Annotated in this window: 19 protein-coding genes, 2 tRNA genes and 1 pseudogene; 8 read left to right on the top strand and 14 right to left on the bottom strand. The window is 46.5% G+C overall.

All coding sequences use genetic code 11. From position 1 onward, the window contains the following. The first annotated feature begins 73 nt into the window (after nucleotides 1-73). Entirely contained in the window at nucleotides 74-778 is a 705-nt protein-coding gene (locus BMW93_RS20695) for a DUF1080 domain-containing protein (RefSeq protein ID WP_090380705.1), read from the top strand. On the opposite strand, the gene BMW93_RS20690 is transcribed toward BMW93_RS20695, so the two are convergent. Together BMW93_RS20690 and BMW93_RS20685 are read right to left on the bottom strand one after the other, a co-directional pair. Further along, nucleotides 773-4,771 (bottom strand): AAA domain-containing protein, encoded by a 3,999-nt coding sequence (locus BMW93_RS20690; protein WP_090380702.1) that lies wholly within the window; start codon nucleotides 4,769-4,771, stop codon nucleotides 773-775. The two genes, BMW93_RS20695 and BMW93_RS20690, sit on opposite strands and share 6 nt — an antisense overlap. Before the next feature lie 25 nt (nucleotides 4,772-4,796). Then, nucleotides 4,797-5,870, bottom strand: a complete 1,074-nt coding sequence (locus BMW93_RS20685; protein WP_090380698.1) for a TerC/Alx family metal homeostasis membrane protein — start codon at nucleotides 5,868-5,870, stop codon at nucleotides 4,797-4,799. Nucleotides 5,871-6,250: 380 nt separating this feature from the next. On the opposite strand from BMW93_RS20685, the gene BMW93_RS20680 reads away from it, so the two are divergent. Both BMW93_RS20680 and BMW93_RS20675 read left to right on the top strand, forming a co-directional pair. Next, a tRNA-Gly gene (locus BMW93_RS20680) sits at nucleotides 6,251-6,323 on the top strand. Nucleotides 6,324-6,387: 64 nt separating this feature from the next. Next, nucleotides 6,388-6,473, top strand: a tRNA-Leu gene (locus tag BMW93_RS20675). Between the two features lie 796 nt (nucleotides 6,474-7,269). On the opposite strand, the pseudogene BMW93_RS35875 reads toward BMW93_RS20675, so the two are convergent. The 3 genes and pseudogenes from BMW93_RS35875 to BMW93_RS35870 form a co-directional block, all read right to left on the bottom strand. Beyond that, nucleotides 7,270-8,001 (bottom strand): annotated as a pseudogene (locus tag BMW93_RS35875) (recombinase family protein); the annotation flags it as partial. Nucleotides 8,002-8,369: 368 nt separating this feature from the next. Beyond that, nucleotides 8,370-8,927: an antirestriction protein ArdA gene (locus BMW93_RS20665; RefSeq protein ID WP_090380695.1), complete on the bottom strand. Its 558-nt coding sequence runs from the start codon at nucleotides 8,925-8,927 to the stop codon at nucleotides 8,370-8,372. A gap of 286 nt (nucleotides 8,928-9,213) precedes the next feature. After that, nucleotides 9,214-10,668: a HEPN domain-containing protein gene (locus BMW93_RS35870; RefSeq protein WP_229240619.1), complete on the bottom strand. Its 1,455-nt coding sequence runs from the start codon at nucleotides 10,666-10,668 to the stop codon at nucleotides 9,214-9,216. 104 nt (nucleotides 10,669-10,772) lie between these two features. Here BMW93_RS35870 and BMW93_RS20655 point away from each other — a divergent pair, with 104 nt between their 5' ends. Then, complete coding sequence (locus BMW93_RS20655; RefSeq protein WP_090380693.1) at nucleotides 10,773-11,168, top strand: helix-turn-helix domain-containing protein; 396 nt, start codon at nucleotides 10,773-10,775, stop codon at nucleotides 11,166-11,168. A 435-nt stretch (nucleotides 11,169-11,603) separates the two neighbouring features. On the opposite strand, the gene BMW93_RS20645 is transcribed toward BMW93_RS20655, so the two are convergent. The 6 genes from BMW93_RS20645 to BMW93_RS20620 all read right to left on the bottom strand — a co-directional run bounded on the left by BMW93_RS20645 (nucleotide 11,604) and on the right by BMW93_RS20620 (nucleotide 14,780). Next, nucleotides 11,604-11,870 (bottom strand): nucleotidyl transferase AbiEii/AbiGii toxin family protein, encoded by a 267-nt coding sequence (locus BMW93_RS20645; RefSeq protein WP_090380687.1) that lies wholly within the window; start codon nucleotides 11,868-11,870, stop codon nucleotides 11,604-11,606. Nucleotides 11,871-11,977: 107 nt separating this feature from the next. Beyond that, on the bottom strand, nucleotides 11,978-12,139 hold the full coding sequence (locus BMW93_RS35715) for a DUF6922 domain-containing protein (protein WP_218147715.1): 162 nt from the start codon (nucleotides 12,137-12,139) through the stop codon (nucleotides 11,978-11,980). 104 nt (nucleotides 12,140-12,243) lie between these two features. Next, entirely contained in the window at nucleotides 12,244-12,717 is a 474-nt protein-coding gene (locus tag BMW93_RS20635) for a hypothetical protein (protein WP_090380684.1), read from the bottom strand. Nucleotides 12,718-12,771: 54 nt separating this feature from the next. Next, nucleotides 12,772-13,617, bottom strand: coding sequence for a relaxase/mobilization nuclease domain-containing protein (locus BMW93_RS20630; RefSeq protein ID WP_090380681.1), 846 nt, complete (start codon nucleotides 13,615-13,617; stop codon nucleotides 12,772-12,774). Next, complete coding sequence (locus tag BMW93_RS20625; protein WP_229240617.1) at nucleotides 13,614-14,402, bottom strand: plasmid mobilization protein; 789 nt, start codon at nucleotides 14,400-14,402, stop codon at nucleotides 13,614-13,616. The genes BMW93_RS20630 and BMW93_RS20625 overlap by 4 nt, the downstream gene beginning before the upstream one ends. A 153-nt stretch (nucleotides 14,403-14,555) precedes the next feature. Beyond that, nucleotides 14,556-14,780, bottom strand: a complete 225-nt coding sequence (locus tag BMW93_RS20620) for a hypothetical protein (protein WP_090380677.1) — start codon at nucleotides 14,778-14,780, stop codon at nucleotides 14,556-14,558. Nucleotides 14,781-14,895: 115 nt separating this feature from the next. Between BMW93_RS20620 and BMW93_RS20615 the strand changes: the two genes are divergently transcribed. Next, nucleotides 14,896-15,183, top strand: a complete 288-nt coding sequence (locus BMW93_RS20615; protein ID WP_090380675.1) for a transposase — start codon at nucleotides 14,896-14,898, stop codon at nucleotides 15,181-15,183. Next, nucleotides 15,180-16,025, top strand: a complete 846-nt coding sequence (locus BMW93_RS20610; protein WP_090380671.1) for an IS3 family transposase — start codon at nucleotides 15,180-15,182, stop codon at nucleotides 16,023-16,025. Before BMW93_RS20615 ends, BMW93_RS20610 begins: the two co-directional genes overlap by 4 nt. 548 nt (nucleotides 16,026-16,573) lie before the next feature. On the opposite strand, the gene BMW93_RS20605 is transcribed toward BMW93_RS20610, so the two are convergent. Beyond that, entirely contained in the window at nucleotides 16,574-19,093 is a 2,520-nt protein-coding gene (locus tag BMW93_RS20605; RefSeq protein WP_090380668.1) for an alpha-L-fucosidase, read from the bottom strand. A 166-nt stretch (nucleotides 19,094-19,259) separates the two neighbouring features. Between BMW93_RS20605 and BMW93_RS20600 the strand changes: the two genes are divergently transcribed. After that, nucleotides 19,260-20,696, top strand: a complete 1,437-nt coding sequence (locus tag BMW93_RS20600; RefSeq protein WP_090380665.1) for an MBOAT family protein — start codon at nucleotides 19,260-19,262, stop codon at nucleotides 20,694-20,696. Between the two features lie 2 nt (nucleotides 20,697-20,698). Next, nucleotides 20,699-21,673 carry a hypothetical protein gene (locus tag BMW93_RS20595; protein ID WP_090380663.1) on the top strand — a complete coding sequence of 325 codons (975 nt, stop codon included), beginning with the start codon at nucleotides 20,699-20,701 and terminating at the stop codon, nucleotides 21,671-21,673. Nucleotides 21,674-21,729: 56 nt separating this feature from the next. Here BMW93_RS20595 and BMW93_RS20590 read toward each other — a convergent pair whose 3' ends face one another. Both BMW93_RS20590 and BMW93_RS20585 read right to left on the bottom strand, forming a co-directional pair. Further along, nucleotides 21,730-24,222 (bottom strand): alpha-L-fucosidase, encoded by a 2,493-nt coding sequence (locus BMW93_RS20590; RefSeq protein ID WP_090380659.1) that lies wholly within the window; start codon nucleotides 24,220-24,222, stop codon nucleotides 21,730-21,732. A gap of 53 nt (nucleotides 24,223-24,275) precedes the next feature. Further along, entirely contained in the window at nucleotides 24,276-25,895 is a 1,620-nt protein-coding gene (locus tag BMW93_RS20585; protein ID WP_090380656.1) for a right-handed parallel beta-helix repeat-containing protein, read from the bottom strand. Nucleotides 25,896-26,175 lie beyond the last annotated feature (280 nt).

The raw sequence follows: 26,175 nt of genomic DNA, 5'->3' as shown, positions 1-26,175 counted from the left end.
TTTCGATCCAAATATGCCTTTGAAAACTCAAAAAGTACTTAATATTGTGGACTAAAACTTTAACAAGCGAAACATGAATTTCACAAATTGGAAGGCTTTCGGAAAAGCATCCGTTCTTGCCCTGGCTGCCCTGGCCTTTTCAAATGATGCAGAAGCCCAAAAAGGGAAGTGGGTTAGCCTTTTCGACGGCAAAAGCCTGAAAGGCTGGCATAGCTGGCAACAGGACAACGTTCTGCCACAATGGAAAATCGAAGATGGTGCAGTGGTACTCGCTGAAAAAGGAGGTAAAGACCTCGTTACCGACAAAGAATACGGCGATTTCGAACTCGAACTGGAATGGAAAATCTCCGAAGGCGGTAACAGCGGGATTATTTACCACGTCATAGAAGACAAAAAATACTGCTGCCCCTACTCTACCGGCCCCGAAATCCAGGTGCTCGACGACGTGAAGCACCCTGATGCCAAAGCCGGTAAAGACGGCAATCACAAATCAGGCTCTTTGTACGACATGCTGCCTCCCTCCGATTTCACTGCTGTAAAACCTGCCGGAGAATGGAACAAGGCGAAAATCGTGATCAAAGGTGGTAAAGGCGAAAGCTGGTTGAACGGTAAAAAAGTAGTCGAATTCCCTACTCAGGGTGCTGAATGGGACAAACTGGTTGCCAACAGCAAGTTCAAAACCTGGCAGGGCTTCGGTGCGTCTGCAAAAGGTAAGATCGCATTGCAAGACCACGGCAACAAAGTTTCCTATCGCAACATCCGCATTAAGGAACTATAATAACCCGTTTTTAAGGTTACCCGACCAATATTCGCGGCTATAAACCCGCCTGAACGGCCAGTTTTTCAACCGCAACAGAAGGGGCAGATAAGCGTGAGGCTCTTTGGACGATTTACTGTAATGGTACAGGTCATCGTCCGTAAGTACCAAACCCTTGTAGGCCCCTTCTTCTTTTATCGTAATGTCGCCAAAAGGAAGTTCTTTCTCAAATGCGGGATTTTGCCGCACCAGGCGCTCTTTCAGCAGCCAGTCGGAACGGAAATGCCCGGTAGCAAGCGGCACCGGCTCGAATTTCCCTTCCGACACCTGTAATGCGTAATCCATATAAGCCCGAAGCAGTTTCGGACCTTCGTTGGCCGTGTTTTCAGTTTGTAATTGTGAAGGCCAAAGGCTGGTAACAAAGTAAATCTTCTCCCGCGCGCGCGTGACGGCCACATTCAGCCGGTTCTCCCCGCCCTGCATATTCAGCGTACCGAACTGCATGGAAATGCGTCCTTTCTCATCCGGCGCGTAGCCCATCGAGAAAATGATAATGTCCCGCTCGTCGCCCTGCACGTTTTCGATATTCTTCACAAAAAGGCCTTCCGGCAATGCGATTTCCTTCTCCAATGCATCCTGAATGGCTGCTTGCTGGTAAAAATTGAAGGTTACCACACCAATGCTTTTACCACTTCCCGTAAGCTCACGGATAAGCCGCAAAACCTCCTCTACTTCAACCGCATTGGTATTGCTCCTCCAAATGCCGTCAGTTTTAATGTACTCGATACCCGGCTCCCGGTCGTTGATCTTATTGAAATCGGGCAGGAGTTTGAGGCTCTTTTTGTAAAAGTTTCTATTTGAAAAATCAATGAGGTCCAGAGAAAGGCTCCTGTAATGGCCCGTCAATTGATAATGATCCAGCGACTGCCCCGCGAGATCCAGTAACGATTCGATTTCGATGGCGGCCGAATATTCCTCATCTTCTGTCCTGTCGTCAAACCGCACGCGATAAAGATCGCTCGGGGAAAGCTGCTTGCTATCGCCGGTAACCACCCATTGTTTACCCCTGAATGCGGCCGGCAAGCTATACTCGGCATAGCATTGTGAAGCCTCATCGAAAATCACCAGATCGAACAACCCGCTTTCCATCGGGAAAATGGCCGAAACCGCCTCGGGAGAGGCCATCCAGCAAGGAATGAGGGCAAAAACTTCGTCGGCATAGTTTTCCAGCAATTTCCGGATCGGCCAGATCTTGCGCTTTTTCGTCACCTGGTGCCCAAGTTCACGGTAAGTCACACGATTCCCCAGCCGGTTCTTTTCGACATCCTCGTAAGTGGCTTCACGCAGTTTAATGCTAGTGATATCCGAGCTCAGTTTTTGTTTCAATGCGATGCTGCCCTGTACCTGGTCTTCCCATTGTTTCATTTTCAGCGACGTGACCGATCGCAATGCCGGGTACTTGCTTTCGATATGTTCTATCCAGGCCAGTTTAATGCTATTTTCGAAGAGGGCAACCACCTCGTTGACATTCTTAATGTCAAGTTCCGCGCCTTTCGCCAGCGTTGTCCGTGTCGCGCCCCGCTGCGGTTCGGTCATTTCCTCCCACAAGCGATCCATATCGGCCAGGGAGTCGAAATCGGCACGCAAGGCTTCCAAAAGCGTGCTGCTATAACCGGCGGGTTCTTCGATCAGCTTACTAACCTGCTCAGGCAAGAGATACGGCAGCATGGCTTTCTCCATGCGATCCCATACTTGCAGCCACTGCCCGAGATTTTGAATGATTTCCAAAAATCCGTCGAGCCGATCATTCGCTCCGACAATTTCATGAAATACCTTCGTCCACACGCCTGTATCCATACGCGCTACCGCGTCCGCGGCGCGCTCGGCGGACTTGAAAAAAGCCAGATATGCTCCTGCACGATCAGCCGAGAAATTATCGATGTATGCCGGTTCAAAACCCAGACTTGCGTGTTGCAGCCACGACTCCAGTTGCCTGCGGTTTCTAAGGCGCTCGTCAAGCCTCATCAGATGTTCGAGTGAAACCGTCAGGTCGTTGGCCGTCGCTACCCGCTCTATTTCTTTCTTTTCTTTACTAAAAACATCCCAAAAAAAGCCAGAAACGGCCGACTGCTTTGTTTCGAGTGACTTTTTAAGCATTACCTCAAATGCATTCAGTTGCGGCGCCGATAATGATACCTCAATGCCCCCTTCGGCTATAAACCCTTCCATCGCATCCACCGCCTGCCGTACCAATGCAAGCCGCTCGTGCGGATTCGTCTGCGAGCCGGTGTATTTTTTCACCAGTTTCCATGAAGCCTCCTCGGAAACCAGTTCCGTAATATCGCTCAACCGCTCCGTAATTTCCTTTCTGTTCCGGATAAATGCTTTGTCGAACGGCACAGATGCTATTTGCTCAAAAACGCGGGTTTGCTTTTCAAAAGCGCCAGGCCATTCCGACAGCATATTTTCCATCGTCCTTAACTCCGCCATTCCAAATGCAGCGAAACTCCGCCGTTTCCGCCACGGATGCGCAGAATGGATCAGGAATGCGTAATCGGAATAGGTTTTCAAATGTCGCTTGAAACCGTCCCATGTATCGATCCTGAACTGCCGGTAGTTGGGCCGCATATCGGCGTGTGGTGCATTGGGATCGCTGGTGAGGTAAAGTTCTTTGATGCTTACCCCGCATTCACTTTCGTCGAACAGTGCGGAACGGAAGCCATTCAGTTCTTCCACCGTCCTATCGATCGCGCGGCTTTCCTGGGTGAATTGCCTTTCCAGAAATACAGAGTCTAGACTGTAATTCTGCTGACGGTATGCTTCTACTTTCTCTATTTGCGACGCAATCTGGCTGTATAATGCCGATCGGTCATTTTTAAAATCGTGAATAAGGCCCGTAAAATCCTTCATACCGGTCGTCGCCAGACGTTGATATACCACATCCAGCGCCGCCCGTTTTTGACATACTAACAAAACACGCTTGCCTTTGGAAGTAAAATCCGCGATCAGATTACAGATCAGCTGCGATTTACCGCTTCCCGGAGGGCCTTGCACCACTACGGAACGGCCGGATTTAACGGCCAGGATAATTTCTTCCTGCGATTCATCGACCGAAAACGGCGTCAGCACATCCTCTTCCCTTGCCTGGCGGTTTTCACGAACGGGATTTTCGGGCTCGAAATCGCCAATCTCCCCGCCTTCTTCGTCAGCAAATCCAATGAGGGGAATTTTAAAATCCCCTTCTTCTTCCATATCCAGGAGGCTGTTGTAGTCGGGAACGAGGTAAGAGCCTGCCTGCGGAAAAATACCGAGCACAGCTTCCGGATAAAGTTTCAGCTCGCCGTTACGCTCATTTGCCACGAGCTCCGAGCTTTTTTCGCCGCTGAATGCGACGAGTTTATCTTCGAATAACTGCTGATTGAAATTGATCTTGAACGGCGTGGATTTCAGCCATTCATATAGTTGGGTCCGGAATTCGAGAAAATCATTTGGAAAGTCTTCGAATGACTTTTCGAGCACCTCATCGGGTATTTTCGCCTCGTTGAAATGCCCGTAGGCCAGTGCGAAGCTCTGATTTAAAGCCACATTGCTATCGTCTCGCTCGAAAAGGCACCATTGCTCACGGTCCATACGCAACGTCACCGGGAAAAACAGCAGCGGCGCGTGGATGGGCGTGCCATCCGACAGCTTCCCTTTCACGAACGGGTAGCCCACGTACAGGTCACGCGAGCCCCTTTCCTCTTCGATGAAGCGCTCAGTACGTGAGATTTTGCGCAACCGCTTGCTTGTCTCGTTGACCTTCTCGAAACGCGGATCGGCCACGTCGCATAATGCAACCCGATTGGCCCCCTGGATCACCTGTCTCAGCACATCCATAGACGGCTTCGACAACAGGAAATCCGTATCGTGGAAATCCAGGAACTGCTCGGCAGACAAGCTTGTGAGTAACAGCGACTTGTTGCGGGTACTAAGATTGGTAAGTCGTTTTAGATAGGCTTTAAGAATCCGGCTCATAGGTACTCAAAACGCTGCCCGACGCCTAACTATTGGATAATACCTCGTCCTCGACCTCCTTTTTTTCAGGAACGATCACCGATGCCAGAATGCTCACGGCCAAAATACCAATGATGACATACAGAGAATACACCGTTTTGAACCCGATCGATTCGAGGTAATGATGCGCAAGCATTTTCCCGCCGATGAAGACCAGCAAAACGCCCAATCCATATTTAAGGAAGCGGAATAACCCCATGATGTTACTCAAAAAGAAGAACATCGAACGCAGCCCCATAATTGCGAAGATATTGGAGAAGAATACCACATAAGGGTCTTTGGTAACCGAAAATACTGCCGGCACCGAATCGACCGCGAAAATAAGGTCGGTAAATTCGACGATCAGTACCACTACAAAAAGTGGTGTAACAAGCCATTTGCCCTTTTTAAGCACGAAAAAATGCTCATGCACATAGCGCGGGAACACGGGCAGGTATTTGGAAGCAAACTTCACAACCGGGTGTTTCGCCGGATCGATCTTTTCCTCTTCTCCTCCTTCGAAGAAAATCTTCCCGCCCTGGTAAACCAGCAACAAGCCGAAAATGTAGATAATCCACTCAAAACGCTGCATCAGCGCCGAGCCCACGAAGATGAAGACAAAACGCATGATGATCGCCCCTAAAACGCCCCAGAAAAGCACCTTTTTAAAGTACTTCGGCCGTACACCGAACGAGGAGAAGATCAGGATGATCACGAAAATATTATCGACTGAGAGCGCATATTCCAGCAAATAACCGGTAATGAATTCCAGCGACATGTTTTTCCGGTAGAGTTCGAGGCTTTCCTCAAAATCGCCCGGGATGAGCCGGAGGTGCGGCGCATACTTGTTTTTGATAGTTTCGAGCTCCCCGTAATTGTCCATTCCATGCACCAGGTCGCCATGCGTATTAATAACGAGGTAAAATGCCAAGGCGAGCGCTATCCAGGCTACGGTCCAGGCTGCCGCTTCGCCAAACTTGACCACATGGTCCTTTTTGTTGAAAACACCCAGGTCCAGGAGCAGCATTACACTGATCACCAGGATAAAACCTCCAAAAAACAGCACTTCGTTGGAAAACATGAACAAGCAAATTTAGTTTTGAATGAGCAGGCAGGACTCTCACTAGAACCGGGCCACCCCGGCGAGTCGCAGTCTATGCGGGTTAAAGGAGGCAAAGGTAAGCAAAATATGAAGCGGATAGGCGAAAACTGACGGACGGTAAATGGGCCTGACCATACAACTGTTTCGGGAGGATGAACTCATTTCAAATCCGAAATGCCCCAAATCACCTCCCGTAACGGTTTTGGCGTAAAAAAAATTTCAGTGATGATCGATTGATTTACAATTTGTTAATGTTTTTGTGAGATTTTTTTATCAAATATTTCTCCTAAAAACTTGCGTCAAATACCAGACGTCCCTACATTTGCACCACAATAATCGGAAACGGTTATGAAAAATACGCGAAAGTAGCTCAGCTGGTAGAGCGCGACCTTGCCAAGGTCGAGGTCGCGGGTTCGAACCCCGTCTTTCGCTCAGAGAGAGCAAAGCACCGGAGACGGTGCTTTTTTTCTCTTCACAGGTACCGGTACCTGGCTTTGCCGGGGTGGTGGAACTGGTAGACACGCAGGACTTAAAATCCTGTGGGCCGAAACGCCCGTACGGGTTCGATTCCCGTCCCCGGTACTAAACGGAACTTTGACGAATCTTCGTCGGTAGTTCCGTTTTTTACTTTAGCTAAATCGCTGTTTATCTGATAGATAAACGAAGCCACTTCATTGATTCTCCCGGTTCGATAACCATTTTCTGAAAATACGAGCTTTTCGGGGAATATCGAACCAATGATCTCCCGCTTCAATTTGATGTCGGCTCCAAGGTAGGTCTTATCAAGTCTGAAAAGCGCTGTAAGCGCCTTTTCGATCATCTTGTCAAGATCCTGAATACAGCCAGTATTGTTTGTCAATTCGGCTAACCTTGCTTCCAGTCTCGACAATTTGTCTTCAATCTCGGTTTTGATCGTTTTGTAATCTTTGGGATCTATGTCTGAGCTGAGCAAGAGTTCTCTGGCTTTGCCTAGCTTACTATTGAGGTTATCGATTTGATCGAGTAGTTGCCGCTTCTCGTTTTGAGACGTTTTAGTTTGATCTGAAAATTCATTGGTTACCAGTTGGCGGAATATTTCAGCTGTCGCTTTTCTCGGTGTGAACTTTTGCAATTCGCTAACAAAGGCGTCATTAACGGCCTCGGCTGGATAACGGCATCCACAGGATGCAACACAATGGTAGTAGTGGTAACGCCCGCTGCGGCCTTTCGACGCACTGGCGGTCAGCATACGGCTGCATTTGGGGCACCCTAAAAAGCCCCGGAGCGGGAACATTTCATTGGACAGCTTTTTCACGTTCGGCCTGTGCCTTTTACGTTTTCCGTCGATTGCGTCCTGCACATCATAAAATAACGTTTCTGAGATCAGCGCCTGGTGCTGACCATCTACCAGGCGGTATTCTTCATCTTTATAGCCCTTCACTTCGATCTTGCCAAAGTAAACCGGGTTCTCCAACGCGCGCCAGAAACACGTTTTACTGCATTTGAGACCTTGGCGGTGCGCCTGCCTTCTGATCTCTTCCACAGAATATATTCCTTTGGCTACCTCCTCAAATGCCCATTTCATCAGTCCAGCATATGGTTCGCGGATCGCTATGTATTTTTTCCCGTTTTCAGTGATCTTGTTCACATAGCCAACTGGTGCCACTCCCATATACCTCCCCTCCTTTCTCGCCCGTCGCATCCCATGGAACGTGTTCAAAGCCCTGCGATCATTCTCTACCTCGGGGGCAGCCAGGTAAAAAGCCAGCATCATCTTATTTTCAGGGACCGATAGATCCAGCGGCTGTTCGATCGCCTGCGGCTCGACACCCACTTTCCGCAGGATGTTGATCATCTGGTAAGCATCACCGGCATTTCGGCTGAAACGGTCCCACTTCGTAAAAAGCACCAAGTCGGTTTTACCTTTTGATTTTTTCAACTCTGCTAATAGAGCTGACCATTGCGGGCGATCGAAGGTCTTAGCCGAGTGGTCTTCATAAATGACCTTTCTGACATCTATCCGGTTGATTTCACAGTATTTCCTTAGCACTTCCTCTTGCCCTCTTTGGGAATATCCTTTGTCTGCTTGCTCGTCGGTACTGACCCGCACATAGAGATCCGCTGTTTTCATTGCTTTCAGTGTCGATGGACATTGTTATGATTACATTCCGAGACGGTTTAGCACCTAACCTTTCCGCCTAAGAACCTGGCCTACAGCTATTTTAGCCATTCTTTTCAAAAATTCCAAGATTGAGGCCGCCTGCTCCGCTGTAATTTCCAGGCCTTCCTCTTTATACAGCTGTATTACCTTCCACAAGGGAATCTCTCTCTTACCACTCTGCTCCATACCGCTCTCCCTGTTTATTTGTCTAATCGGGAAGCTAGCGATGGTTGGTCAGGAACTGGTTCTTATCGTTCCAGAGAGAATGTAAAGAATGTTTTTTTAAAATGAGAGAGAAAGAAAAAGGCCTGAAAAAATTCAAGCCGTTTGAAAGAGCCTTAATAGTCGGCGAATACGTGGCCTTCATATTCGCTGTAGCCATCCAAGAACAGGTCTTTTGCGAAGGCTTCGTAATTGAAATAACGTTCGAGGGCCGCTGGAACACCTGACAACAAGCCGGTCTCCTCGATATATTGGTAAGCATACTCAAGCTCTGGATCTTTCATCGATCCACCAAAGAATCCACGGTAGCTTTCCCGGAAAACTTCAAGTTGATCTTCTAGCTCGTACCCATTAGATGGCCAATAGTTAATCTGTTTACAGTAAATTTCGAATGCTTCGGCAGTCTCATCATCCATTTCACCGGTAGCCTCAAAGTAGGCGAACGCTTCTTTGTGAAGGCTGCATTCCGATATCAAAAAATCCGGGATGTTCTCCCAATCTTGGAACATCAGCTCAGGATCAAACTCATTACGATGAAACTCGTGGCAGTCTTGCAGGAACTCTTTGAGATCAGCATATTCGGTCAGGTCAAACCATTTTCCGAACAGCGATCCGCTGTTATACTGACCATAGGTTCCAACATAGATTTTTGGAGCATTTTCGAGATTTCTCATGATTGAAAGGCATTTTAGTAGCTAAGGCCCTGGCTTCGTGCTCAGAGCAATCGCTGCCTTCCACTCAATGAAAAAATGACGGGGCTCGCCCCCTTGGTTGCAAGCCCGTCCGGCGGTTTAAGGTGCGGCTGGCTAACGCGGGTTCAGCTAAAAAGCCGGATGACGAAGTGCAGGCTTGTAACCGTCATTTTTTACTTTGTAACTTTCGTTTGCACTGAACGCATCTTTTCATGATTCTTTTCAGCAATCCGAGCAACTTAAAAAAGGCATGTAGTCACCTCTCCCACTAAACTCTAATTGCAGCTATTCGATCTTCGAAAACCGCTTCGGCTAATTCTAGCAAGCGTAACACCCGGGAAGAAATTGAATGAACTTCTTGTTCGCTGATCTGATAGTCCGGACTGTATCTGGCTTCGAGATATGCGTCTTCCAAAAGGTGCAAAAGCTTTTCCTCATCCGGAGAACCACCAGGAAAGATGTCATTCAGTTGGGGTGTTAGTCTATGATTAAACCTTTTGAGTGATCTGATGGAATGGGTGCGCCGCTCGCTTCCGTAGAGCGCAATTGCAGTGCTACGAAATGTAGTTTCAGCAGCTTGTTGCAGCATAAACATCGATAGCGCATACTCACTTACTTGTTGGTAATACGCTGCTCCGTCAAAGAACTTTCTGGCTTTGCCCATTCCGGTTGCAAACGCGCGCTTTGATTTGTCGATCAATTGGCTGAGGGCTTCGGGGAGCATTTTGGGTAATGGCGTAATACTCCGTTGGTACACCAGGTTTTCAGTGGTACAGGCCAAAGAGAAATATACTTGCCCACTGGTAAGCGCCTGGTGAATGTCCGACAATTTGTGAACCGAGCAGCAGAGCTTTTCATCACCGGCACTGAATAGCTCAACGATGGGCTGATGCTCTTTGAACGGCTTTTGATTATCATCGGCAAACACAATCAGCAGGTCCCTGTACGGCTTTTGCTCCGTTGACTCAGGCGCGGGATGCTTGACCTCAAATATCAGAAGTGGGTCGAGTGCTCCTATTAGCAGTTCTATAGTTGCCTTGTTACCCGCCAGCTTCCCAAGCCGACGTTTTTGAAATGGAATTCCTTGATCGCTTCTTGAAATCAGGTAAACGGCTTCGAGAAGCGATTCCAATAACTCGTACTGGATGATTTCAACACATTCGCCGGTAGCTTCACAGATACTCACTTTGCTTAATCCGTATTCCACCCAGTCTTCCAGAATCTCTTGCCATCGGTCATAGCTATAAGTATTAAAAACGCGCTTGATCGCCAGAAGAGGCTGCTCGGTTTCGGCGAGCGACAACCTACGGATCATTCCGCCATGCCGGTCGTTGAGCTCCCTAATATCCCGCATATACTGTCGATCGGCCTGAATTTGCGCATGACTGAAAGGCTGAAAATCGCCCGCATGCAGATCAGTCCCGCCATCTTCGGCAGCATCTAATAGCAGCCTACATGCCTTAATGATGTTTTGTAAATGTCTTTGCAGACAAAGTACCGTCGATGGATCGCCTAAAAATGAAAAGGGTTTTTCTGTGGTCACTGCTTTCAGGAATTGCCACAGTTCGACGCGTATGAAATCCAAGTCAGTCGCGTGAAAGAATTCTGCGATCAACTCACGGGCGTCGGCAGGCCTTTGCTCGCTCGAACCCTGATTCTCGTTTGTTATTAAGTTTACAGCCTCGATTGCCTTCTCTTTTTTAGACAAAAGAGAAGCTGCCAATCCGCGTATCGAACCACGACAAGTTGTATACTACCATAGATCATTGGTAAAACACTTCCTTCCGTCTGTTGACCTTCGCGTAGATATTTCCTTTATTTGTAACCATGAGCACAGCAACAAAGCCAAATCACATCGGTCACAAGATCGGTCGCATACGTGAACTTCGCGGTCTTAAGCAGGAAAGCCTTGCCTACGAGCTGAAGGTCAGCCAGCAGACTATATCCAAAATCGAACAGAGCGAGACAGTTGATGAAGAGTTGCTAGATCAGATTGCCAAAATTCTTGGGGTTACGCCAGAAGGAATAAAAAATTTCAGCGAAGAAGCTGTGTTTAACTATTTCAACAACTTCAGCGACCACAGTATAAACCAAGGCCCCATCGGCTCTTATAATGTCTGTAATTTCAACCCGCTGGATAAAGTTATTGAATTATACGAACGGCTATTACAAAGCGAACGCGAAAAGGTCGACTTGCTTAAAGCAAAGAATGATCAACCGTAAACCTCTGAATTGGTTGTCTGATATGCTCACAGCCTTGGCCGCTTTCCCCGTTTCAGCGATTGTTCGGGCTGTTCATCGTCAAATGTAATCCACGGTCTGTGAACAGTCTGGCTTAGGCGCATACTTGTCTCATTCCAATCAAATTCTGTATCTATTAGTTTGACGGGTACCGAAAAATCGATGTCCTGATGATACAGTAGGCTTGCCTTAGCAATCTGTGAAAAGGCCTGAGGATATTTATCAGTATAGGCCTTTATTAGCAACCCCAATGGTAACTTTTCCAAAAGAGAATAGACATCGATAAAATCTTTGATTCGGCTTCCGTTTTGTAGGATTGCCGAAAGCTTCATTGCACCGAATCTTCCAGGGAAAGCATTCTGGTCCCACTCGTCAGCTCGATAGGTTTAACCAGTGGATATTGATGACTGATGAAATCTACCTTGACGTCGTCGATAAATCCGAAGACGACATTCTTGACCGTTTTTCGTTAGTCAATCTATACATGGCTTTAAGGTGTTCACATACGAAAGCGGAGTCAAAATCTTTACCGATGAAAAGGTCAATATCGATCGAAATCCTGTGGCCTAACTTTAAGAACAGTGCTGTTCCACCGACAAGATAAAAATCCGCAAGTTTTTCATCGGCCAATAGCTGACGGATCAAAGCCAGTGTGCTGGCCTCGACTGTTTCTTCGTGTAGCATAGCATTTCCTCTTTTTTAATAGGAAAGTATGTGCAGGCCTCTTCAATGGCATAATCCGGCAAAAAGACAATTTCGTTTTTAAGGGTGTCAACGACTTTTCGAAGCCCTTAGAAACGGACCAATTCTTGCCATTGCGGCTGCTTACCGCGCTCGATGATCCGCGCGATAACCGTTTTATAGGATGCCTGCCAGTCTATCTTCTCATAGTCCAAATCCCATAACCATTTGGGGCCAAAATCAGGATTTTCAAGTGTTGTTGGCTGTTGCATGATCGTCAAGATAAGAGATGCCGGAACCTTTTGGGCTAAAAGTTAACGAATCTATCGTGAAATCAGCCGCCTGTAAGCAAATAGCTGCTCGCAGGTGACTGGATTTATTCCGAGTCAGTCCCAGCTTTGGCTTTTCTGCCACGGGGCTTGCCAGTGTATACTGGCTTTGGTGCTTCTGTCTCAATAGCCAGCTCATAACCTTTGGTAGCCTGATCGAAATCAAAAGTCGATATTTTGAAAACCAGCTTTTGGCTTTCGAAATCAACTCCACCTTTTTTCAATATAGTAGCAAGCGGAATTACGTGCCCCCGGCCGCTTTTCTCGAACGAAAATGTCTGATCCGAATTTGAAGCCGGAATAAGGTATACCGATTTGATTTTTCGCTTTCCTTCCGGTATACCGATTTTAAAATTGGCAGACTCTTGATCAATTACTAAGTCGCCAAGCGCTGCAGCCGGAAAAACAAGCTTGCCCGAATTAGAAATGTAACCGGTCGGAAGCGGCGCTGCTTTTGGAGTGGTCTTGACTTTGGGAACGTTTTCCTCTGGGGAAAAGAATTTGATAGCTTTCAGTTTCATGGTGTTATGGGTTATTTGCGGCTAAAATAAGTCATTCTCCCTAGAAACTGGCATTTAAATACCCAGGCCCCGTTTTTTCTGCCTTTTTTGCTTCTGCTGCAACTGATCTTTAACCCGTGTTCCGATGTTTTGAGCCAGCCGTTTTTCAATCCAGGCAAGCGAATAGCTCCGGCCTAAGTCAGAGCCCTTAATCTTGATATTCTTGCGCATATGATAGAATGCAATTCCCCTCCCAATATAAGTCTTGTACCCTTGGGTTAACAATTTCGCTTTGAGCTCCTCGATCGATGCTGCCGTATTTAAAAGGTGGTCAATAGATGATTTGAGCTTCAGATGCTGCTTGTCGGTCAGGACATTTTCAAGCCCCTGCCGCTTATTGATCCTCATTTCCGGTGCCTGGATTAATTCAAGCCGTTGTTCCATTCTTCGGCAGAATTCGCCCGTTCTGGCGTAGTTATGAAAATGCTTTGAGGTGTTTTTACCATTCGAATTAATGCGGTTGGCAACGATATGAAAATGCAAATTGGTGCTATCCTCATGTTTGAAAACCAGCATCTGATTCTGTTCAAACCCAAATTCCCTTGCAAATTCCGTAGAGATCTCGACGATCGTTTCGTTGCCAGGCTTTTCGCCTGGTGCGAAGCTAAATGACTGGTGCCACATGAATTTTTTCAGGTTCGTATTCTGCATATGATTACTGTTAAACTGGTTGATCAAATAGTCCAGGTCTAACTTCCCGTCTGCCTGCATTTTTATACCCAGGTTCTGGATGTAAACTAATTCCCCTCGGACATCCTGCTTATCCAGGCTTTGCCGCATCTTTGCGGAGACATGCTTGTCGTAATGGCAATATTCGATCAGCCCTTTGGCGTAGCTGCCAAGGCTTGCTTTTCCAATCATAGCTTCATCTTTTTCATGGTTGCACTTAAAGCTTTTTCAATCTCCGCGTGGACGGAAAGTGCATCGGTTTCACCCGATTTCCAGAGCGGCGTTAGCTCTTCAAGTGGCTGCGCATAGTAGGCCTCATATTTTTGCTGCAAATCGCCGATCAGTCGACCGGTCGCACTGCATCTTAGCAGCAGCTGATGTTTGCCTTCGGTTTCAGGTAGCATTTGAGAAAGGTAAGAGCTGAGCTCATTTGACCAATTAAGCAGTTCTTCGAATGCTTTCTTCATGCTACGGATCTCAAAGCTTTCAAACACCCAAAGCGCGATAAGATCGGCGAGCAGCCTAACCGGCAGGCTACTGTGCTGCCACTGGTCTGTAAGCATCTGGTGTCCCTTGGTTTTTAGAACTGCGAGTGATAAAACGCCGGAAAGTTGTTGGAGCACCCTGACCATCTCGGCAGTTGCCTTGGGCAGCGCCCTTTTTTGTGGTCTCGTAAAAGGCACATCGAGCGCCAAGGTCAAGAAATATTGACTGGCTGAAAGCCCGCTTTTCTCTATGAGCTCTTTAATCTGTCTTTTCTGATCGGCGCTCACCCATACTGAAAAGTGTTCCCTTTTGGCAGTACCCTTTTCTTTGGGCGGTCTGCCTTTTTGTTTCTGATTTTCTATGTGTCTTTTTTGATTAGCTATGAGCCGGAAGGCGAATAGCAGGGGTCCAGGGGTTTTCCCATGGCCAGCTCCCGCCGGGGAGTCGCTTTTTGCGACGTACCGGCGATAGCTGGCTGTGGAGGAAATCACCGCGCAGGATCTTTCCTGACCTCTTATGGCTCAATTTTTCCTTTAAATGATTTTTCTGGATTACTTTTTGACTCTTTGGAGCACTTTCTGACTCTAAACAACTATTAATGCTCCTTTGGGAGCGCATTTAGACTTTGTTGCACCGTTTTTGGATCAATTTTTCCTCTGCAAAGGCACTTTGACCAATTTTCGTCGCGAGTCGAATTTGTAAGACTTGCCGAATACATATTTGCCGCGTTTCGACGGCGAAAGAATCAGATACTTGATGCCACCTGACATTTCCGTCTCACCTTCGCGGATCAAGGCCACATAGTCCGTTGCATTTTTGTAAGCCGAAACGAAGTCCTCGATCCGCTGGTAATCCACATACGCGCTCATGTATACGTAATATAAGATTCCAAGAACAAGTGCAGTAATTGAGTACGGCAATCCCTTACTATAATACTCCCAAAAATCTGGACAGCTGCTTAAATTTCTAAATTAGTAGCTGACTATGAAAAAGGAACGCAGAAAATTCAGTGCAAGCTTCAAGGCCAAAGTGGCTATCGAAGCGATTAAAGAGGATCAGACCGTGCAGGAGTTGGCCTCCAAATACCAGATTCATCCAACACAGATAGCGGCCTGGAAGCGAGAATTTCTGGAAAAGGCTCAATTAGTTTTCAGCAAAGAAGCACCCGCCACTAGTAATGAATCCGAAAACACAAAGGAGAAGGAATTGTATTCCAAGATCGGTGAACTTCAAGTCCAAGTCGATTTTTTAAAAAAGGTCTTGGGGAAATGAGTGTTATGGAGAAACGCGGACTTGTTTCCCCTGAGTACCCCGAGCTAAGCGTTTCGGCACAGTGCAAATTAATTGGTTTACAGCGCAGTAGCTATTATTTTAAACCAAGAGGTCAGTCTCTGTTAAACCAGCGATTAATGAAGGCCATTGATCGCCAATTCCTAGACTGCCCGTTTTACGGGGTAGAACGCATGCGTGATTACCTGATCGGACTGGGATATCATGTTGGTGTGAAGCGGGTAAGAAGACTTTACAAGATTATGAATTTGAAGACTATCTATCCCAAACGTAATCTGAGCAAGGCCAGCCCAACTGACTACAAATATCCTTACCTGCTGAGGGGCTTGAAAATCGAGCGGCCCAACCAGGTTTGGCAAGCGGATATCTCGTATATCCCAATGTTCAGAGGCTTTATGTACATGTTCGCTATCATCGATGTTTACAGTCGTCGGATTGTGGGATGGAGTATATCTAATACGATGAGTATGGAGTGGTGTAGGGAAACACTTTCGGATGCTACACGTACTGATGGGAAGCCCGAAATATTCAACACCGACCAGGAGAGTCAATTCACAAGTCAGGGCTTTATCAAGCCGCTCTTAGAGAAAGGGATACAAATCTCAATGGACGGAAAAGGACGGGCCCTGGACAATGTTTTTATCGAAAGATTTTGGAGGTCGCTCAAACAAGAGTACATCTATTTAAATCCTCCAAATGGTGGAATGGATCTGTATCGAGGAGTAAAAGCATATGTAGAATTTTACGACCGTCGGCGCAAACACACGGGGACCGGGTACATTCCTGACGAATTGTTTTTCCAGATCAATGCAAAAGCATCCTAATTAAACTTAATTTCATTCGTACGCTGTCCAGCGAACAGGGAGTATTTCAGTCTGCGGTGCCCCCGAACGGACGGCTGTCGCTAATCCAGTACCCTCCCGGTGTCGGGAATGCGGGTTCGGCAATGCGTTTTATATGAAGTCTGATTTTATAAAGAATCTCTGCCCCTCCTCCACTGGATGGTTGGTACAAGTAGGCCAGACTTCTCGGAAGTACTATATCATGGCTGGAAGGCGTAATTGTAGCGAAAGATGCGTCATTCGAACTTTGCCGCATGAAATCTATCTTAACGATTTCAAATTCACAATTATAGAACCTTGCACTGCCATTCTCCCGCGTACAAGCTTGGCCTGGGTTGCCAGTGTCGGGGTTCGAATGGTCTGTACACGAAAGTATAACCACCAACAAGAAAATTGCGGCAAGGGCAGAGGTTTTACGACGTGCCATGGGAGTATAAGTTATGTGAGCAATCCAAGCAAACACAACTTAAAGACCTGTCAATCAATAAAATACTTATAAGTCTACTAAAAGATTCATATGAAGCTCCACACTACCTGTACAACTCAAATTCGAGCACGCCCATCGACCCTCCTCTGTCCCCGCTTTTCTCAGGTTTCAGCGAACGGAGTTTGAAATAGCGGGCGTCAATTGGGTTGAATTTCAAGTCGATGTTCAGGTCTGAGTTATCCGATTTCTGAGCGAGCGTGGTCCAATTCTTGTTGTCGGGCGAGGCCATTAACACAAACTCTGTCGAAAACGCAGTCTTGCCAAATGTGATCTTGGCTTCCTTGATGCCCTTTTCCACTTTAATCAGGTCCACTAAAAATGTCCATGGGTATTGACCGCCTGCCTGTGCCCTGGTATTCGGGTCTCCATCGATTCCGTTCTCCGCAAAGTAAATCTGGTTGGCTGGGCCGAGGCCCTGGTCGTTGTTGGCACGCAGCGAAGCGTGTTTGCCGAGCGCCAGATTGGTATTAGCGGCGTCAGCACCGACCTTTTCGTATTTAAGTCCTACCAACTGCCCGATTTTGTCGTCCACGACAGGAAACTTCGCCCCCTGCGGGCTGAGAATATTGTAACCGATCACTCTGTAATCATCGGTCGCAGCAACGCTCTTAAAATCGTCCGGGAAATACTTGTCAACATTGTCTTCACGGAATCCGATCACGTACGATTTGCCTGCCTCCAGTGTGATCGGCGGAATAGCGGCATATTGGTAACCATCCGAGCCTACCGGTAGGACGGCGGTATTCAGTGACGCCGTCAGCAACGGGTAATCGTCGACAAACCTTTTGATGATGATCGTATGCCGCTCGCTATTTCCCGCCACCTGCTTGCGCCCCACTTCGGTAACACGGATCGGGACGCTCCCCACCGTGATGCGCATGCCACGGTAAAAGCCCTTAGGCTCAGTTTTGCCCACGGTCGCCACTTCTACTGCGGCCGATCGAGCTGCCGAGTGTGCAGCGGGCGGTGCGGGATTTGCTTTGGCGGCAGCGAGTTTTGTGCCATCGAGCACGGTAAATGTCTTGTCGAATACTTTGCTGACAGGCATTCCGGGTTCCCACGCCACGGCCTGTACGCGACACGTTTTGCTGATCAAAATGGGGCTCTTGTACAGCTTACTAGTCGTGGTAGGGCGACTGCCGTCGATGGTATAATAGATTTTCGAGCGGGCCGATGCCGTGAGTGATAGTTTCTGGGCGCCACGGTAATCGACGGTATCCGAAAGAGATGCTTGCGGCGTACGGCTCCATCCCTGGTTTTTCCTTACAAAGGCGGCTATTTGCAGGAGCCTGTCCTTATACAAATCGGGCATGATCTCGCCATCCGCAGTTACTGGATAGCTAAGCATGTAAGTTGCGCCTGCCTCCCAGTTCTTTTTGATATTGTTAATCATCATATCCACTGGTTTGGGCGACCGCTGTTTCGGGTCTTCCCTCCACGACCATGAGTTGTCCAGCAGATTATCTACTTCGATAGCCAGTTTTTTTCTTACTGTTGCCGGTTTGGCGACCTCCAATGCAGTCTCATGCGGCGAGGTGCCGCCTTCATACACGATTACGTCCGTATTTGGATATTGGAGGACCGTCCCTCCGAAGCCCAAGCCAGTATTGTTGGCAAAAATAACCTTCGGATTGTTCGTGCGCATGATCGGAATCATCTTGCTCCACGGGAACCAGTTATAATCGAACCCCTGGTACAATTCGGTAGCGGAAGTCATATCTACCCAAAAACCATCAACTCCCATCGCTATCAATTCACGGATAAGGCCCAGGTTAAGCGTGCCATATGTCCCATCGGGAGAGGTGTCGATAACGTCCTTGTTCCAGCCATTGTCCGGCGCGATATAAGCGATGAAGCGAATGTTTTTCTTATGGCAGGCCTCCACGAGTTCTTTTACAATATTACGTTTTGTCTTGAGCTCCAACTTGCTGGGCGTTGTAGAGGGCCAGAGCCGTACGCCGTCGCCAGCTTTAACGTTGGCTGTCAACACTTTTCCTCCCAGGTCTACGACCGTCTGAGCCCATTCGTCAGCGTTGAACTTTGTAATTCTTTTTTCAAACTGCGCGATCCCATCCTTGCCTTTGAGACTAGGGGCGCTATATGCACCCCAGGTAATGTATATGCCAAATTTGGCGTCGGAGAACCATTTAGAACGGTAGGGAGCTGCTTCGAAATTGAGCGGTTTGCTGACCGAGGAACCTTTTGAATCAGTTACTTTGGCGGTAAATTGATAGTTACCCTCCTTTGAAGGCATACCCTGGATTTTGCCGTTTTTATTCAACTTAAGCCCGTTAGGCAATGCACCGCCGGTCAGTGCCCAGGTGTAGGGCGGCGTGCCACCTTCGGCTGTGAGCTGAAAGAATGGTGATGGCCCGGCTTCTGTCCAGGATTGGTAAATAATATTATCCACAAAAGCGGGATAGATAGATGTTTTCGGATTTTTCTGGTATTCGCCAGAAGATGTAGTGGTGATCCTGAGCCCCGAATTCTGGCCAAAGCCGGACAACAGGATCGATAAAAATAGAAACAAGATACCAAAAACCTGTTCTGAAATTCTTTTCATAGCAGCAAGGTTGTTTTGGCAAATATGGTTAGAAATAACGTGCCAAAAGATTACCGGTGCATTAAAATTAGCCTGCGACACGCGCTAATTGGCGGTAATATTGTTACTTTGCCCAACCTTTAACACGCTATTGTTTCACACGGGGGCGTTGAAATGAACTTTCTATATGTTATTTAATTCGATCGAATTTGCAGTATTTCTCCCCATCGTTTTTATACTGTATTGGCTGTTGCCCCGGAAAGATGTAAAGTATCAGAACATCTTGGTGCTAATTGCCAGCTACTACTTTTACGGCTGCTGGGACTGGCGTTTCCTGGGCCTGCTATGTTTTTCGACACTGCTTGATTTTTATAGCGGGTTACGGATTCACAATGCAAGATCGGAGGGTGCCCGCAAACGCTGGCTGGTCGCGAGTGTGACGATTAACCTAGGATTTCTCGCCTATTTCAAGTACTTCGGCTTTTTTGTTGAATCTTTCGCCGAATTCCTTTCGTTAAACGGTTTGCAGGCCTATTCCAGCACATTGAACATTATTTTACCCATCGGGATATCCTTCTACACATTCCATGGACTTTCTTATGTGTTTGATATCTATAACAGAAAAATAACGCCCACCAGCAATTTCATCGACTATGCACTGTTTGTGAGCTTTTTTCCATTACTCGTCGCTGGCCCGATCGAACGTGCTACGCACCTGCTCCCGCAAATTGAGCGCCCGCGTACATTCGAATATTCCAAAGCCGTGGATGGCCTTCGCCAAATGCTGTGGGGCTTTTTCAAGAAGGTGGTGATCGCCGATGGCTGTGCCGCCTACGCAACTCCCATTTTCAGCGATCCGGGCGGTTATAGCGGCAGTACGCTGGCCCTAGGTGCTGTATTTTTCGCATTCCAGATTTACGGCGATTTCTCGGGCTATTCCGATATTGCGCTGGGTACGGCCCGGCTTTTCGGATTTGAATTGCTGAAGAACTTTAACTTCCCATACTTTTCTCGCGATATTGCGGAATTCTGGCGCCGCTGGCACATTTCGCTCTCCTCGTGGTTCAAGGATTACCTATATTACCCGCTCGGTGGAAGTCGTTTTGGCAAACTAAAAACGATCCGCAACACGATGATCATCTTCACTGTCAGCGGATTCTGGCACGGTGCCAACTGGACGTTTATTGCCTGGGGAGTGTACCATGGTCTCCTGTTCCTTCCCTTGCTGATATTTGACAAAAATCGTAAAAATGTAGGCCCTGTGGCCACCAATCGCCTACTGCCGTCGATAAAGGAGGCATTTCAAATGGCGTTGACATTCACGCTCGTTACCATAGGCTGGATACTTTTCCGGGCCGAAAACATTACCAAAGCCTGGGAATACCTACAAGGCATCGCCAGCAAATCATTTTTCTCAGTGCCGCTGCACAGTGGTTACCACACATTAATGCTCTTTATGGCATCAATGTTAACGATCGAATGGCTGGAACGCGCCAGCAATCATCCTTTTGAAACAGTGCGGGTCAAATACCCGTCTATCCGTTGGGGCATATACCTTTTCTTACTGATACTATGCCTTGCCAGCTATAAACAGGATCAGGAATTCATTTACTTTCAGTTCTGACAATGAAGCGATTTGTCACACGCACGACAATTTTTGCTGGCCTCGTAACTCTGCTCCTGGCCGTTGCCCTTTTTATTTTCCCTAATCCGGCCGCAAAGCACAACATGCTCGGCGCATTGCTTGACAAGCATGATAATCTGCGGAAAACGGCCGTCTCCGCTTCCGGTAGCCAGCGGATCATCATCATTGGCGGCTCCAATGTTGCCTATGGGTTGGATAGCAAGCGCATCCAGGATGCGCTACAAATTCCGGTGATCAATGCCGGCCTGCACGCCAGCTTAGGCATGAAATTCTATCTTACCGACATCAAACCCTACATTCGCCAAGGCGACATTCTGGTGGTGATCCCCGAATACAGCCAGTACTACACCGATTCGTTTTACGGCAACATGGAGCTCGTTTCGGTACTTTTCGATGTGTACCCTGAGGGAATGCGCCAGATCGATACCAAACAATGGTGTCACTTGTTGCGTTTTATCCCTTTCTATGCGGCCACGAAATTCAAAATTTCGAAAGAGCCTGGCGCTACCGGCACAGTAGGTGTATATGACAGGAAGGCATTCAACGCTTACGGCGATGCCTATGTGCATTGGACAAAGGCTGGTATTAAATTTAAAGCCGCGCAAAAGGCGAAGGAAGAAGATCACGTAAATCCCGAAGCCGTGCAGTTGTTGGTGGATTTTCAGCAATATGTAGAAGGTAAAAAAGCGACGATGTTTCTCATGCCCCCCGCTTACCAATCGGCATCCTTTGCAAACCAGAAACCGGTGATTGACAAAATTCATGAGGCAGTTGAAGAGAAACACCTTCCGTTGATTGCGGCGCCGGAACGTTATAAACTGCCGGATTCCGTATTCTTTGACACCAACTACCATTTGCTATTACCCGGAATTGAGCGCAGGAGTAAGTTGATGATTGAAGACATCGCGCGTGTATTGCCGGAAATTAAGGCACAGCCTTTTAACACAAAAAAATAACCGTTACGAAAAGTCGACGTAGCGGTTATTTTAGGAACTTATTTTTAGGCTAGTAGTCAACTGTTTCTATTGGAGCCTTGGTCGCAAAATACACCAATTGCAGAAACTGCCATCTGGCCACCAGTTTGCCCTTCAACACTAGGTTGAGTTGCCTTAACAAACACATATCGTGCCAGAATAGAATTAAACTTAAACTCGAACGTCCTCGCTGTGTTGTTACTTATTGATGAAATAAGTTCATTAGGCCCACCACTATTATTCAACGAAGCGTATACTTGAAATTCTGTTGCAAAATTCTCTGTTGTAAAGTCTAAGGTGATCCGATCAATTTTGTGAGGCATCAAAAGATCTATTTGAAGCGTGTATGGATATTCACCTCCTGCTTTGGCAACAGAATCTTTATTCCCATCGGTAGCATTAATTGCAAAGTATTTCTCAGCGGAAGCTCCTAGCTCTCCTCCCGAAGAATTGCTTAGAAATTTCGCAGGTTTACCTAGCGCAAGGTTGGAGCTTCTCTCCAATTTTACTACTTCATATTTCAAGTTCAGAATTTGTCCTTTATTGTCAGTAGGTATAGGAAAGAAATCTCCAAGGGCACTAAGTTTGAACGGTTCCACAATACGAATATGTTGCGTGAAAGGTATACTTGCAAAATCGTTTGAGGCATATGGTTCAAACGGGCCAGTGTCATTGTCATCGCCAGCACCGTCTTCCTGAATACATATGACGTAACTCATCCCACGTTCCAACCGAATTTCTGTTATATTCTTAAATTTGTAACCATCCTCGATCAGTTCTGATCCATCCATCATACCTGAATAGACCGGATATTGATCAAAAAATCTTCGAATGATAATCGATCTCTGAATACTCGCACCTACCGCTTTGCGGCCTACTGCCTTTATAATTACCGGCGCATTACCTATCGTAACTTTCATTCCCCGATAATTCTTTTTTGTCTGGACGTAATTAAGGTCAGAGTCGTTCAAGTTGAACAGCTTTAAATTAGGTCCCGTTGGTGAGAAAGTTTCGATGCTTAACTCTTTTACATAGCCAATATATTTAGCCTGTTCAAGCGTTCGAATCTTCAATTTTGTATTGCGGGCAACTGTTAAAGGTCCAACATATATGTTGCTGTTCAAGGTTGGTTCAGTTCCGTCAAGAGTAAAAAACACCCTACTTAATGTGGGGGCTGCAATATTTACAGTATTCCCCACGTAAGATATTGTAGGATCTGCACTAGATCCTTTGTCTTTGGTAGCCAGACCAATTTGGGTCATTATTGGTTCAAAGTGCGGATGTACCAGTACGCCGTTTGTTTGCACGGGCAATGCAACGGATACGGTAGCTCCGGCTTCCCAATTCAATTTCAGGTTTTCAATTGTGCCGTTTATATCTTTAATCGGCGCCATTCCCATATTTGCTCCCCACGCAAAGTGTTTGCTGAGCATATTTGATACGTAGATCGCCATTTTTTTCTTCGATAATACCGGGACTGCCTTTTCCAGTAACGTTGCGCTTGTTGAGTCGGCAGCAACACTTTCATAAATTACGAAGTCGGAGTACGGGAACTCCACTTGTGTTCCGCCCTTAAAAACACCGGGATTGACACCAAAAATAAAGAATGGGTTGTTGTACCGCATGGTGGGAATCAGATAATCCCAATAGAACCACTTTGGATTTATCTGATCCTCGTTCTCATATACACTAGACGCCCCACCAATATCCACCCAGAGACCATCAATCCCCTTCAAAACCAGTTCCTTTACAAGCCCATTGTTCATCCCTCCCCACGCGTGGGAATATTTGTCCGCATCACTGGTATGTTCATAGTCGGGTAGATTTTGGAAATCAGGCGAATAATAAGACATTACCTTCAATCCTTCTGCATGGAATGCGTTTACAATTTCACCAACAAAATCTCGCGTCGAGTGCATCTCATACCTTGTCTCGGTTGTAGAATTCCAGTTTCGATAGCTATCTTGCCAAATGCCGGAAAATTCTATAAACTTTGCCCCCCATTTGCAAAACTGTGTTGCCCAGGAGGATGCATTCATTGTTGTTAATGCTCGGGCCTGAAAATCTGTTGTTCCAGTCCCTCCATTTGGTCCAGGATCATAATATGGGCTGTTTTTAATGGCTGGATCTGTAAATCTCCCCCAATGGACAGTGACGCCTAACCGCGCATCCCGCAGCCATCGGGAGCGTTCGGGGTAAATTTTCATCGACAACGTTCGGGTATCCGATTCACTCCCAGACTCCGCTGTAACAGAAAAGGTAAAGGTACCCTCTTCCAATGGAGTACCCGAGAGCCGACCCTGTGGACTCAGTTGAAAACCAGGCGGCAATACACCGGAAGACCAAGTTATATTGCTGGCTCCAGTTGCCTTAAACTGAAAATAATTGGTTTTCGATGAACTAATGGACGTCCCTGATCCCCAGCTCTCATATTCAAGACCGTCCATAAAGGCAGGATATATTGCTGTATCTTTATGTAGCAGGTAATCATCGGGTGTTACCGACGATGTTGTAATTATTTCGATGGCCATTTCGCTCGTGGTTAAAACACAGATTAGTGAAAATTCAGAATTAAGGTCTTGAACTACGGAGTGATGATGTTGGTCAAAATTTGCCCAGAAAGTAAATTGAGATCAATTATTCTCGGAGTCACACAATTCTCTGCATAAAGTCCCCTTGTAGTAGCTAAACCAACCTGTCCGATCACGCTATTGCCATTCAAATTCAAATTACTTATATCCTTGACATAAATACCAATAGCCCTGTTTCGTATCTGATTATCTTTAATTACAATTCCGTCAATACTAAATGGAGGGCTACTTGGAGCAGGATTTTTTCCAGTCACAGCAATCGGCAAACAATCAGTCGTTCCCGAATTATCGACTAAACAGTTGTCAGAGATAAGGACATTCTTGAGAGTTGCTGTTAAGTCTGTTCCAACCCTAATCGAATATTTAATAAAAGCGTCAGATACATTTCCTATAATTCGAAGATTCTGATTATCACCACTTTCTGGTATAACAACAATGTTTCGCTCAGGAGCGACCGACCCAACCGCGAAGCGGTTATTATATATATTTAAATTACTTGACGACTTTGCCCAAATACAAGCAATATTTACGCCGATAAATTTGCAATTCTGAATTGTAACGTTTTTGACACTGGAGGGGTTGGTGTACCCAATTTTTATGGAATTCTGTCCAGCAACGAAAGTGCAACTATCAAGAACCAGCCCATCAACATAATCCAGATAGAGAGTTTCCGGAATGTTTTCAAATGTAATCCGTCTAAAAATACTATCTTTATTAGAGACGGTAAACTTAAAGCTAGTGGGCATAACACTTCCGTTCTCTCGGTATATCGTGAAATCCTCGCAAATAATTCTCTCTGGGGTGCTTACCGTGAATAACTCTTGGCCCGAACCGGGAATATCTACCTTGAAGATGGTGCCCCGGCCTTTCATGAAAAGCCCCCCACTGATTGATAGCGGTGTCTTAACCAGGATAGCTCCTTTTTGTGGAAAGATAATCTCTCCGCTCGTAGCAATGGCATTGTTTATCTCACTTTGAATTCTTGCGCTGCTGTCTGCGCCCGAGTTAATCGGGGCTTTTGAAATTGTTGCAGCCCTCTCAAAAAAAGTGTAGACATATTCTGATTTTCGAGTTGCAGAATCTACAATATCTATCGCATTTGTATAACCATCTGTCCGATTGAAAAGATTAAGCGTTTGCCAGGAAATAGTTTGGCTTGAACTCTGAACTGGGGCAGTCGATTTGACAGTTAACGTAATTTCTAGGTTATCGCTTGCAGATTGCAATGTATATGGAAGTATCATTTCTAGCCACAACGGGTTTTCAGAATATGACCTAAGAGTGATCTCGTTTGGTAAAGGGGTCACATCTACTCCTGCCCTCTTTAAAGAAATAGTTAAAATGTCGTTAACAAGACCAACCTTTGATTCTGTAAGCAATAGTCTTAACCAAATTTTATCGCCAGTATTGCTGTTGGTAAAAATTGATGTGACGAAACTTCGTTTTAAGATAGCATTTGCACCGTTGTATCCTTGATTAATAGTTAGCGTGTTTGCGGCAAATGAACTCGCCGGAGGAAATGCTGTTCCTACGGTGGTTCCAATATTATTGCTCCAAATATTCTGGCGATCAGAGAGGATTTTATCTGTAAAATAGCTAACAAATTCTTCCATTGCAAATCCGGTTAAATGTTGACGTAAATTGAACAGTTAAGACGCGAATAGATTTCACGTTGAACACAAGCGTATAAATTAATTTTTTCAAATGCAATAAAGATTTATTTTCTGAGTCCGACGCAACCCGGTTTGTAGAAATGTATCGACAAATGTTGGTATTTATGGCTAGAGCCCATGTATAATACCGTGCAAATAACTGCTCTTAACCTCTATCCTATAAATAACTAATTCCAATTATGGAGAATAGGTAGCTAATCGATTCTTTGGCATTGACGTC

It is taken from the genome of Dyadobacter sp. SG02 (genome assembly GCF_900109045.1).
Classification (GTDB): domain Bacteria; phylum Bacteroidota; class Bacteroidia; order Cytophagales; family Spirosomataceae; genus Dyadobacter.
The sequence above is the reverse complement of the archived record's forward strand: the minus strand, read 5'-3'. Positions and strand labels throughout refer to the sequence as shown.